An 11,557-nucleotide genomic window follows, 5' to 3' on the forward strand; every position below is an offset into this window, starting at 1 on the left:
GCGGTTTTTTCTTTACAAGAGATGAAGTCAATTGAATAAGGAGAGTGCTGTGTCGCGTAGACGCGTCGTGGTCACCGGTATGGGTATGCTGTCGCCACTGGGCACGGATGTGCCGAGCAGTTGGCAGGGCATTCTGGCTGGCCGCAGTGGCATAGGTCTGATTGAACATACGGACCTGACTGCCTACTCCACCCGTTTTGGCGGCTCGGTAAAGGGCTTCGAGGTTGAGCAGTACCTGTCGGTCAAGGAAGCCCGCAAGCTCGATCTGTTCATACAGTACGGCCTGGCAGCCGGTTTTCAGGCAGTGCGCAACGCCGGCCTGGAAGTGACCGACGCCAACCGTGAGCGCATTGGCGTAGCCATGGGCTCAGGTATCGGTGGCCTGACCAATATCGAAGAAACCAGCCGGACTCTGCACGAGCAAGGCCCTCGGCGCATTTCGCCGTTCTTCGTGCCGGGTTCGATCATCAACATGATTTCCGGTTTCCTGTCGATCCACCTGGGTGTACAGGGACCTAACTACGCCATTTCAACGGCCTGCACCACGGGTACCCACTGTATCGGTATGGCGGCGCGCAACATCGCTTTCGGTGAAGCCGACGTGATGATTGCCGGCGGCGCGGAAATGGCGGCCTGCGGTCTGGGCATGGGCGGCTTTGGTGCCTCGCGTGCGCTGTCGACCCGCAATGACGACCCGACGCGCGCAAGCCGTCCGTGGGACAAGGGCCGGGATGGTTTTGTCCTCGCCGACGGTGCTGGTGCTCTGGTGCTTGAAGAGCTTGAGCACGCCAAGGCGCGTGGGGCAACCATCTATGCCGAGCTGGTTGGTTTTGGCATGAGTGGTGACGCCTATCACATGACTTCACCGCCAGAAGATGGCAGCGGTGCGGCGCGTTGCATGGTCAACGCTCTGCGAGATGCCGGCCTGAACCCTGATCAGGTGAACTACGTCAACGCTCATGGTACCTCCACGCCAGCCGGTGACCTGGCTGAGTCGTCGGCACTCAAGACAGTGTTTGGCGATCATGCCTACAAGTTGGCCGTCAGCTCGACCAAGTCAATGACTGGCCACCTGCTGGGCGCGGCCGGTGCGGTAGAGGCAATTTTCAGTGTGCTGTCTATCAATGGACAGGTGGCGCCGCCGACGATCAACCTCGATGAGCCGGACGCCGGTTGTGATCTGGATTTCGTGCCGCACGAGGCGCGCAACATGCCGATCGATATCGTGCTGTCCAACTCCTTCGGTTTTGGCGGTACCAATGGCTCGCTGGTGTTCCGCCGGTTCGCCGATTGATGCACAGCTGGATCGATGGTCTGCCGGCAGATGCAGTCAATCTGCAAAGTCGTGCGTTGGCCTACGGCGATGGTCTGTTCGAGACCATTGCCGTCAGGGCCGGGCGGCCATCGTTGCTCGACCATCATCTTCAACGTCTCGCGCTGGGTTGCCAGCGCCTGGCAATCAGCGCCGATCACGCGCTGATTCGCGAAGAGTTGAGCCGCTATGCCAGCTTGCTCGGTGATGGCGTGCTCAAATTCATGCTCGTTCGGGGTGACAGCCAGCGCGGCTACGCGTCTGCTGTGGGGGCGCAACCACGACGCATCCTTCAGGGTAGTCCGTTACCCGCATACCCTGCCCAGCATGCCGAACAGGGTGTTCGGCTGTTTGCCTGCACCACTCGTCTTGCAGAGCAACCGCTTTTGGCCGGCCTCAAGCATCTCAATCGCCTCGAGCAGGTGCTGGCACGTGCCGAGTGGCAAGGTGCCGAGTACGCCGAAGGCTTGATGCGCGATACGTCGGGGCGGTTGGTGGAAGGGGTCTACAGCAATCTTTTCCTGGTCCGTAACGGTGAACTGCTGACGCCTGATCTGAGCCGTTGTGGCGTGGCGGGAGTGATGCGCGCCGCCTTGCTTGAGCAGGCTGCATTGGCTGCGATCCCGGTACGCATTACCGATTTAACCCTGCAGGACCTGGAGCAGGCCGATGAAGTGTTTCTTTGCAACAGCGTCTACGGGATCTGGCCTGTGTGTGCATTTGTATCGCTGAACTGGTCGCCGGGTCCGCTCACCCGTAAACTGCAGGCCATTGCCCGTACGCTACTGGATAATTGATTCGTGAGACGTAAATTCTTGGTGCTGCTGGAGACCGGATTGATCCTGGCAGGCCTGGTCCTGGGGTTTTCGGCCTGGAAAGTGAACTCGGCGCTTGAGCAGACCCTGCACGTCAGTCAGGAGCAACTGCTTGACGTGCCTACCGGTACCAACCCCAATCGCATGTTCTACCGCATGGAAAGCCAAGGCCTGCTGGATGACGCCTTCTGGCTGCGCCTGTACTGGCGTTTCAATATGGTTGGGGTGCCGTTGCATACCGGCGAGTACCGTATGACACCCGGCATGACCGTGCGCGACCTGTTCGAGGTCTGGCGCCGTGGCGATGTCGTGCAGTACAGCCTGACCTTGGTCGAGGGCTGGAATTTCCGCCAGGTTCGCTCGGCGTTGGCCAAGCACGAAAAAATCAAACAGACACTCGACGGCCTCAGCGATGCCGAGGTGATGGATAAGCTCGGTCACCCCGGGGTTTTTCCGGAAGGGCGCTTTTTTCCGGACACCTACCGTTTTGTACGGGGCATGTCCGACGTAGAGTTCCTCCAGCAGGCCTACGCACGTCTCGATGAAGTATTGGCCAAGGAGTGGGCGGAGCGGGCCGCTGACTTACCCTATCGTGATCCTTATCAGGCGTTGATCATGGCTTCGCTGGTAGAGAAGGAAACTGGCGTACCGCAAGAGCGCGGTCAGATAGCCGGGGTGTTCGTGCGCCGCATGCGCCTGGGCATGCTGCTGCAGACTGACCCGACGGTAATCTACGGCATGGGCGAGCGCTACAATGGCAAGATTACCCGTGCCGATCTGCGCCAGCCGACGCCGTACAACACCTACACCAATGCTGGCCTGCCGCCGACGCCGATCGCCATGGTCGGGCGTGAGGCCATCCATGCTGCATTGAATCCGGCGCCGGGCACCAGCTTGTACTTTGTCGCTCGTGGCGATGGTAGCCATGTTTTCTCCGACGACCTGGATGCCCACAATTCGGCGGTTCGCGAGTACCAGATCAAGCGTCGTGCTGATTACCGTTCCAGCCCGGCACCTGTGATCGAATCCGAGCCTGAGGTCGAACCAAAGACCCAGGAACCCACTGAGGCCAATCCTGAGCCGGAGCCTGAGCCGTCGGCACCTGCCCCTGAGACCTCACCGCAATGATCAATCGTAAGGACTGCCTGTGACCGGCTTGTTTATCACCCTGGAAGGTCCCGAAGGGGCAGGCAAAAGCACCAACCGCGAATACCTGGCCGAGCGCCTGCGTGCCCAGGGCCTGGATGTAGTGTTGACCCGTGAGCCGGGTGGCACGCCGCTGGCCGAGCGAATTCGCGAATTGCTGCTGGCCCCTAGCGACGAAAAAATGAACGCCGACACCGAACTGCTTCTGGTGTTTGCCGCCCGTGCCCAGCATCTGGCAGAAGTGATTCGTCCGGCCTTGGCGCGTGGCGCCATCGTGCTCTGTGATCGCTTCACTGATGCGACCTACGCCTACCAGGGCGGTGGTCGTGGCTTGTCGCTGGAGCGTATCGCCACGCTTGAGAATTTTGTTCAAGGTGCACTGCGCCCCGACTTGACCCTGGTGTTCGATCTGCCGGTGGAAATCGGTCTCTCCAGGGCGGCGGCCCGTGGTCGTCTGGATCGCTTCGAACAGGAAGGCCAGGCTTTCTTCGAGGCTGTGCGTCAGGCCTATCTGGCGCGCGCCCAGGCAACCCCGCAACAGTACAAGCTGATTGATGCCGCGCAGTCACTGGTTCAGGTGCAGCAGGCGCTTGATGCCTTGATGCCGCAGATACTGGAACGTTGCCGTGGCTGAAGCCTACCCTTGGCAGCAGGCCCTGTGGCAGCAACTGGCTGGGCGAACCCAGCATGCTCACGCTTATCTGTTGCATGGGCCACAAGGCATTGGCAAGCGCGCCCTGGCTGAGCGCCTGATGGCGCTGTTGCTGTGTCAGCGACCCGCCGGCCTGGAGGCATGTGGGCAGTGCAAATCGTGCCTGTTGCTCGCAGCCGGCAGCCACCCGGACAACTATGTGTTGCAGCCGGAGGAGGCTGACAAGCCCATCAAGGTCGATCAGGTGCGTGACTTGGTGTCCTTTGTGGTTCAGACCGCGCAGTTGGGTGGGCGCAAGGTGGTGTTGATCGAGCCGGTCGAGGCGATGAACATCAATGCTGCCAACGCCTTGCTCAAGAGCCTGGAAGAGCCGTCGGGCAGCACCATTTTGCTCCTGGTCAGCCACCAGCCCAGCCGATTGCTGCCAACCATCAAGAGTCGTTGCGTGCAGCAGGCCTGCCCGTTGCCTGATGCCGGGCAAAGTCTGGCGTGGCTGAACACGGCATTGCCTGAGTGCGATGAGCAGGAACGCCTTGAGTTGCTAAGCCTAGCTGCAGGTTCGCCCCTGGCGGCGGTCAGTCTGCAGGCTCAGGGTGTACGAGAGCAGCGTGCGCTGGTGGTTGATGGCGTGAAGAAGCTGCTCAAGCAGCAACAGTCCCCCAGTCAACTGGCCGAGGCCTGGAGCAGCATTCCGTTGTTGCAACTGTTCGACTGGTTCTGCGACTGGTCCAACCTGGTTCTGCGCTATCAGTTGACCGAGGACGAGGAAGGTTTAGGCTTGAATGACATGCGCAAGGTGGTTCAGTACCTGGCGCAGAAGAGTGGCCAGAACAAGGTTCTGGAAATGCAGGACTGGATCCTTGCCCAGCGTCAGAAAGTCCTGGCCAAGGCCAACCTCAACCGCGTGCTTTTGCTTGAGGCTTTACTGGCGTCCTGGGCCATGTTGCCCGGCCAGCGTTGAGTCGCACGGCCCCTTAATTTTTTTAGTGTTGTGATGTGCCCATGCTTGTAGATTCCCATTGCCACCTCGATCGTCTCGATCTAACTGCCCACCAAGGCTCGCTTGACGCGGCCCTGGATGCTGCCCGTGCGCGCGGCGTCGGTCACTTTTTGTGCATCGGCGTCAGTGCCGACAACGCCCAGGCTGTCAAGGACCTGAGCGAGCGCTACAGCGACGTGGACTGCTCGGTGGGTATCCATCCTCTGGACTTGACGCCGGATGGCGCGCCGCCGCTCGACTGGCTGCTCAAGGAGCTGGAACACCCCCATGTAGTGGCCATCGGCGAAACCGGGTTGGACTATCACTATGAGCCTGAAGCTGCCCAGGTTCAGCAGGACTCGTTTCGCTTGCACCTGCAGGCCGCGCAGGCGACCGGCAAGCCAGTCATCATTCATACCCGTGCAGCGCGCGCAGACACGCTGGCCCTGCTGCGGGAAGCGGACTTGAGCCAGGCGGGTGTCCTGCATTGCTTCACCGAAGACTGGGATATGGCCAAGGCCGCGCTGGACCTGGGCTATTACATCTCGCTGTCCGGTATCGTCACCTTCCGCAACGCCGATGCCTTGCGCGATGTCGCCCGCCAGGTGCCGGTCGACCGCCTGTTGGTGGAAACCGACTCACCTTACCTGGCGCCCATTCCCTATCGCGGCAAAGCGAACCTTCCGCAGTATGTGCGCGAAGTGGCAGAGTTCGTGGCGATGGTGCGCGGGGAGCGCTATGAGCAGTTGGCTGAGCAGACCACGGCGAACTTCAAGCGTTTGTTCCCCCTCGCGCGGGTGAGCTGAGCGGCTGGCAAGGCTGAACGACAGGCAAAAAAAACCCGGGTTCTGGGGGGTGAATCCGGGTTAAGACCATTAGGAGTAAAACAAAGGTACGCGGTCCCTGAGCACCTTTATCGGCGCGCCACTTGGGGGGATGCGTCGCGCCAACACCTGAAGTATTGGCCAGGATTGGCTGGCTGCCAGCGGTGGTTGCTCGTTTTTTAAACAGATTTGGAATACGCCCACCGCTGCTGATCGCTCATCGCTCTGCAATCTGGCGCACGATTAGCAAAGTTTCGTCGATTATCTGTTTAGTGGTATAGAAATGCGGGGAAAAACGCACGCCAGGCCCGCGAGGAATGCACACCACCTGTTCCTGATTGAGTTGCTGATAAACCTTGGCGTTATCCTTTCCGGCAATGCTGAACGACACAATGCCAGAGCGGCGTTGTGGGTCTTGCGGACTGTGCAAGCGTACGCCGGGAATGGCAGACAGCCCTTCGTAGAGCCATTGCACTCGCTCTGCCACGAGCGCGGACACCTGCTGCATGCCGATTTCTTCCAGCAGTGACAAACTGGCATCCAGCGCGGCCGCGCCGAGCATGTTCGGGCTGCCACATTCGAAGCGGCGGGCGCTATGAGCGGGCTTCCAGTCACTGCGGGTGTAGTCCCCCATATGCTCAAGCATGTGCCAGCCGTACTCGCTCAGTTTGAGCTGCGGGCGAATGTCCTCGCGGCAATAGAAAACCCCAAGGCCTTCAGGGCCAAGCATCCATTTGTGACCATCGGCCATGGCGAAGTCGCACTGATAGGCCTGGACGTCGAAGGGCAGGGCACCCAACTGCTGGATGGCGTCGATGCAGAACAGCACCTTGCGTTCGCGGCAGCCTTGGCCAAGTCGGACCAGGTCCAGGCGCAGGCCGCTGGCAAATTGCACCGCACTGATGGCCAGCAAGCGCACCCGGTCGCCGCATGCGGCGAGCAGGTCGGCCTCCGGGTCTTGTCCCTTGAGGCTTACCTGAATCACGTGCACGCCTTGGTCGGCCAAGGCTTCCCAGACGATGCGATTGGAAGGGAATTCTTCATCGCTGATGACGATCTGGTCGCCTACCTGCCACTGGAGACCGAAGGCCACGAACGAGAGTGCTTCGGAAGTGTTCTTGACCAAGGCGATGTCGTCGATCGATGGCGCGTTGGTCAGGCGCATCAGGCGTTCTCGCAGGCGTTGCTCCATGACCATCCACTGGGGATAGTCCCTGGCACCGAGGAAAACGTTTTCGTCAGCGAAGCGTGAGACCGCCTGGCTGGCCCTTTTGGGCCAAGGTGCGACCGCGGCATGATTCAGGTAGCGAAGGCCCGGAGCCTGTGCAAATTCATCAAGAAACATAGACATGGTTGGATGATCCGTGCATTTTGGCGCAAGTTAGGCATAATAACCGGCTTCGATTTTGATCCAGTCCTTCTTATGCAGAAAGAACCTCGTAAGGTCCGTGAGTTTCGTCGCCGTGAGCAAGAGATTCTCGATACCGCGCTAAAGCTGTTTCTCGAACAGGGTGAAGACAGTGTCACCGTCGAGATGATCGCTGATGCAGTCGGTATCGGCAAAGGCACGATCTACAAGCATTTCAAATCCAAGGCGGAGATCTACCTGCGCCTGATGCTCGACTACGAGCGCGATTTGAACGAACTGTTGCACTCTGCCGATGTTGATCGCGACAAGGAAGCCCTGTCGCGTGCCTACTTCGAATTCCGTATGCGCGATCCGCAACGCTATCGCTTGTTCGATCGTCTCGAAGAAAAGGTGGTCAAGGGCAACCAGGTGCCTGAGATGGTCGAAGAGTTGCACAAGATCCGTGCCTCCAACTTCGAGCGTCTGACCTTGCTCATCAAGGGGCGTATCAGCGAAGGCAAGCTCGAAGACGTGCCGCCGTACTTCCATTATTGCGCCGCCTGGGCGCTGGTACATGGCGCCGTAGCGCTGTATCACTCGCCGTTCTGGAGTAATGTTCTGGAAGATCAGGAAGGTTTCTTCCAGTTCCTGATGGACATCGGTGTGCGCATGGGCAACAAGCGCAAGCGCGACCCGGATCCTGCTGGCAACTGACGCCTTGCTTCGGGCGCAAGCCCGCTTGCGATGAGGCTTGAGGCCTATACTCTTGCAAGAGGCTTGCAAAAACCTGATTTTTGAGTCAGGTTTTGCAGGCCCGATTCATCCATGCCGGAGTCACCTCAATGATCGTCGATCGCCAAGGCAGGCGTTTTCGCAACTTGCGTGTCAGCCTGACTGCTGCCTGCAATTATGCCTGCACCTATTGCGTACCCGACGGCAAGCGTCTGGTGGCGGCTCAGGACGAGTTATCTGCCGAGGCCATGGCCCGAGGCGTTGCCTATCTGATCGAAGCCGCTGGTATCGAACGTTTGCGCGTCACCGGGGGCGAACCGCTGGTCAGCCCAAAGCTCGAATCCTTTCTGACCTCGGTCGCAGGTCTTGGCCTGGATGAAATCAGTTTGACCACCAATGGTCAGTTGCTCTCGCGCAAGTTGCCCCTGCTGCGAGAGGTGGGCATACGGCGTTTGAATGTTTCCCTCGATACGCTCGATCCCGACGCCTTTCGTCGCATCGCTCGCGGTGGAGACCTTGCAACGGTACTCGACGGTATGCAGCAGGCGAGTGCGGCCGGGATGAAAATCAAGGTCAACATGGTGCCTTTGCGCGGGCAGAACTTCGATCAGGTCGTGCCGCTGCTGGATTACTGCCTTGATCGCGGTTACGAGTTGCGCTTTATCGAGTTGATGCGCATGGGTCACCTGGCGCGCGACAGCAATGCATTCCTGCAGCAATTTGTCGGCCTCGATCACCTGCTGCAGTTAATTGCCGAGCGTTACGAATACCTGCAGGCCAATGCACCGGTCGATGCCACCGCATTGCGCTATCAAATTCCCGGGCGCGGCTACTTTGGCGTCATCGCTAACGAAAGCGTGCCTTTCTGTCGCACCTGTTCGCGCTTGCGCCTGTCTTCCACCGGCTGGTTGCATGGCTGCCTCTCCTCGAACAACCGTCACTATGTCGGCGACCTGCTCGATAAACCGCGCCATCAGGCGTTGCCGGCCTTGCAAGGGTTGCTGCTCAAGGCCCTGGGTGACAAGCAGGCGCTGGCGTTTTCCGGTGGGGCGACGGTGATGAAAATCATCGGCGGCTAAGACTGGCGCAAAAGCTGCATCTGTCGGCCATTCGCCGGTTTTCCGTCACCGGCCATTGGAGGATAGATGCGTAGCCTGGTTGTGCTGCTCGCGCTCATCGCGCTGGGTGGCTGCATGAATGTCAGCGATATGGGCGAGGGCGTCCGTTATCACATGAGCGATGCTGGTTTGCTCGATCATAGCGACACCCGTCGTTCGCTGTCGGTGCGCCTGCAGCCGGATTCATTCATTTACATTGGCCAGGGTGCATTCGTCCCGCCAGGCAAGGGTCCCTATCCACGGCCCAACGTCGTGGCCGAGGAGGCGTTCAAGGGCTTTATCGAGTACTTCCCCATGGTCCGTCGCGCTCAAGGCCCCTTGGGGCTGGAGCAGGCCTTGGTTGAGGCGCGCGGGGTAGGTGCCCATTACCTGCTTTATGCCCGCTTCGCGCGCACTGACGATCGCATTGGCAATGGCGACGAGTGGTACGACGAACAAGCGGTCGACCGCCTGGGTGTGGATACCGGCGTGGTGCAGTTGATGCTGATTGAAACCAGTACTCGGTACCTGATCGACACCACGCGCATCAACACGCGTGGCGGATTGCTGACGTTCCATGACAACAAGCCAGAAGATTTGCTCGGCCCACCCCTTGAGGATTACGCTCGTAGCCTTTTAGGCATGAGTCGTTAAGGAGCAGGTGATGACGGATACCGGTAAGGCCATTGATCTACTGGCGCAAATTCCAAAGGACGAAAAGGGCTTGCCGCCGGTGCATCTGTGGAATCCGGACTTCTGTGGTGATATCGATATGCGCATCGCCCGTGACGGCACCTGGTATTACCTGGGTACGCCGATCGGGCGCAAGCCGATGGTCAAGCTGTTCTCTACCATTATCCGCCGCGATGGCGATGACTACTTTCTGGTCACGCCGGTGGAGAAGGTCGGCATTCAGGTCGATGACGTGCCCTTCGTGGCGGTGGCCCTGGATGTGCAGGGGGCGGGAGAGCAGCAGGTACTGAAGTTCACCAGCAATGTCGAAGATCAGGTGGAGGCAGGGCCCGAGCACCCGTTGCGTTTTGAGATCGATGCGCAAACCCAGGAGCCGTCGCCTTATGTGCACATGCGCCAGAATCTGGAAGCGTTGATTCATCGCAACGTGTTTTATCAGTTGGTGGAACTGGCTGTGCCGAAGCAGATCGACGGGCAGGAATGGCTGGGGGTATGGAGTGGTGGGGTGTTTTACCCCATTGGCCGTAGCTGATACCACGGGCGGGGCGGGCTCATGAGCATGAGCCTGCCCAAAACGAAAAAACCTCCAGTGCTTAGCGCAACTGGAGGTTTTTCAGGTGTTTGGCTCCGCGACCAGGACTCGAACCTGGGACCCAATGATTAACAGTCATTTGCTCTACCGACTGAGCTATCGCGGAATCTGTGGCGTATCTTACTGATTGCTAAGGGGAAGTCAAGCCTCCCCTTGGCAATTCATGCTTACAGAACTTCGATGATCGCGTTGGTCACGACTTCGATGTTGTTCTGGTTGAGCGAAGCAACGCAGATACGGCCGGTATCCAGTGCATAGATGCCGAATTCGTTCTTCAGGCGGGCGACTTGCTCAATGCTGAGGCCCGAGTAGGAGAACATGCCGCGCTGGCGACCGACGAAGCTGAAGTCTGCCTTGGCGCTGAGGAGATCGACCATCTGATTGCGCATGCCACGGATACGCTGGCGCATTTCGCCCAACTCGGTTTCCCACATGTCGCGCAGCTCAGGGCTGTTGAGCACGGCAGCAACGATGCTCGCGCCGTGGGTCGGTGGGTTGGAGTAGTTGGTGCGAATTACGCGTTTGACTTGCGACAGCACGCGGGTGCTTTCTTCTTTCGAATCGGTGACGATGGACAGTGCACCGACGCGTTCGCCATACAGCGAGAACGACTTCGAGAACGAGCTGGAGACGAAGAAGTTCAGGCCCGACTCGGCGAACAGGCGTACTGCAGCGGCGTCTTTGGCGATACCGTCACCGAAGCCCTGATAAGCCATGTCCAGGAACGGAATGTGGCCCTTGGCTTTGACGACGTCCAGAACGTTGTTCCAGTCGTCTGCACTGAGGTCGACCCCGGTCGGGTTGTGGCAGCAGGCGTGCAGCACAATGATCGAGCCCGACGGTAGGGCGTTGAGGTCTTCGAGCATACCGCTGCGGTTGACGTCGTGGGTGGCGGCGTCGTAGTAGCGATAGTTCTGTACCGGAAAACCGGCGGTTTCGAACAGGGCGCGGTGGTTTTCCCAGCTTGGGTCGCTGATTGCAACGACGGCGTTGGGCGACAGTTGCTTGAGGAAGTCGGCACCAATTTTCAGCGCGCCGGTACCGCCGACAGCTTGGGTGGTGATAACCCGGCCTGCGGCGAGCAGCGGCGACTCTGCGCCGAACAGCAGCTTCTGCACGGCCTGGTCGTAAGCGACGATGCCATCGATCGGCAAGTAACCGCGGGAAGCGTGCTGCGCAGCACGCTGGGTTTCGGCTTCGATCACTGCGCGCAGCAGTGGGATACGCCCTTCTTCGTTGCAGTACACACCAACACCCAAGTTGACCTTGTTGCTACGGGTATCGGCGTTGAAAGCTTCGTTGAGGCCCAGAATGGGGTCGCGTGGTGCCAGCTCGACAGCGGAAAACAGGCTCATTATTACCTTGGC

12 protein-coding genes and 1 tRNA gene are annotated in these 11,557 nt (G+C 59.4%); 10 read left to right on the top strand and 3 right to left on the bottom strand.

Annotated features, from left to right (window positions below; all coding sequences use genetic code 11):
• The first annotated feature begins 49 nt into the window (after nt 1-49).
• From fabF to D3Z90_RS07765, 6 genes are read left to right on the top strand one after another with little or no spacing between them, the layout of a single operon-like run.
• On the top strand, nt 50-1,294 hold the full coding sequence (fabF, locus tag D3Z90_RS07740) for a beta-ketoacyl-ACP synthase II (protein ID WP_136475182.1): 1,245 nt from the start codon (nt 50-52) through the stop codon (nt 1,292-1,294).
• Nucleotides 1,294-2,109, top strand: a complete 816-nt coding sequence (gene pabC / locus D3Z90_RS07745) for an aminodeoxychorismate lyase (protein WP_136475183.1) — start codon at nt 1,294-1,296, stop codon at nt 2,107-2,109. Before fabF ends, pabC begins: the two co-directional genes overlap by 1 nt.
• A gap of 3 nt (nt 2,110-2,112) precedes the next feature.
• Complete coding sequence (gene mltG / locus D3Z90_RS07750; RefSeq protein ID WP_136475184.1) at nt 2,113-3,255, top strand: endolytic transglycosylase MltG; 1,143 nt, start codon at nt 2,113-2,115, stop codon at nt 3,253-3,255.
• A 19-nt stretch (nt 3,256-3,274) separates the two neighbouring features.
• Nucleotides 3,275-3,907 carry a dTMP kinase gene (gene tmk / locus D3Z90_RS07755; protein ID WP_136475185.1) on the top strand — a complete coding sequence of 211 codons (633 nt, stop codon included), beginning with the start codon at nt 3,275-3,277 and terminating at the stop codon, nt 3,905-3,907.
• The gene (locus D3Z90_RS07760; RefSeq protein ID WP_136475186.1) at nt 3,900-4,886 is read left to right on the top strand and encodes a DNA polymerase III subunit delta'; all 987 of its coding nucleotides are present in this window, start codon (nt 3,900-3,902) and stop codon (nt 4,884-4,886) included. Before tmk ends, D3Z90_RS07760 begins: the two co-directional genes overlap by 8 nt.
• Nucleotides 4,887-4,927: 41 nt before the next feature.
• Nucleotides 4,928-5,710, top strand: coding sequence for a TatD family hydrolase (locus D3Z90_RS07765; protein WP_136475187.1), 783 nt, complete (start codon nt 4,928-4,930; stop codon nt 5,708-5,710).
• 235 nt (nt 5,711-5,945) lie between these two features.
• On the opposite strand, the gene D3Z90_RS07770 is transcribed toward D3Z90_RS07765, so the two are convergent.
• Entirely contained in the window at nt 5,946-7,079 is a 1,134-nt protein-coding gene (locus D3Z90_RS07770) for an aminotransferase class V-fold PLP-dependent enzyme (RefSeq protein WP_136475188.1), read from the bottom strand.
• Nucleotides 7,080-7,151: 72 nt separating this feature from the next.
• Here D3Z90_RS07770 and D3Z90_RS07775 point away from each other — a divergent pair, with 72 nt between their 5' ends.
• The 4 genes from D3Z90_RS07775 (at nt 7,152) to D3Z90_RS07790 (ending at nt 10,130) form a co-directional block, all read left to right on the top strand.
• On the top strand, nt 7,152-7,790 hold the full coding sequence (locus tag D3Z90_RS07775) for a TetR/AcrR family transcriptional regulator (protein ID WP_136475189.1): 639 nt from the start codon (nt 7,152-7,154) through the stop codon (nt 7,788-7,790).
• A gap of 128 nt (nt 7,791-7,918) precedes the next feature.
• A complete protein-coding gene (locus tag D3Z90_RS07780) occupies nt 7,919-8,887 on the top strand; it encodes a GTP 3',8-cyclase MoaA (protein WP_136475190.1) in 969 nt (322 codons plus the stop codon).
• A 66-nt stretch (nt 8,888-8,953) separates the two neighbouring features.
• On the top strand, nt 8,954-9,559 hold the full coding sequence (locus D3Z90_RS07785; RefSeq protein WP_136475191.1) for a DUF4823 domain-containing protein: 606 nt from the start codon (nt 8,954-8,956) through the stop codon (nt 9,557-9,559).
• Nucleotides 9,560-9,569: 10 nt separating this feature from the next.
• Nucleotides 9,570-10,130: a DUF1285 domain-containing protein gene (locus tag D3Z90_RS07790; protein WP_136475192.1), complete on the top strand. Its 561-nt coding sequence runs from the start codon at nt 9,570-9,572 to the stop codon at nt 10,128-10,130.
• Nucleotides 10,131-10,220: 90 nt separating this feature from the next.
• On the opposite strand, the gene D3Z90_RS07795 is transcribed toward D3Z90_RS07790, so the two are convergent.
• Both D3Z90_RS07795 and D3Z90_RS07800 read right to left on the bottom strand, forming a co-directional pair.
• Nucleotides 10,221-10,296, bottom strand: a tRNA-Asn gene (locus D3Z90_RS07795).
• A 61-nt stretch (nt 10,297-10,357) separates the two neighbouring features.
• The gene (locus D3Z90_RS07800) at nt 10,358-11,545 is read right to left on the bottom strand and encodes an amino acid aminotransferase (protein WP_136475193.1); all 1,188 of its coding nucleotides are present in this window, start codon (nt 11,543-11,545) and stop codon (nt 10,358-10,360) included.
• Nucleotides 11,546-11,557 lie beyond the last annotated feature (12 nt).

It is taken from the genome of Pseudomonas sp. DG56-2, assembly GCF_004803755.1.
Lineage (GTDB): Bacteria > Pseudomonadota > Gammaproteobacteria > Pseudomonadales > Pseudomonadaceae > Aquipseudomonas > Aquipseudomonas auratipiscis.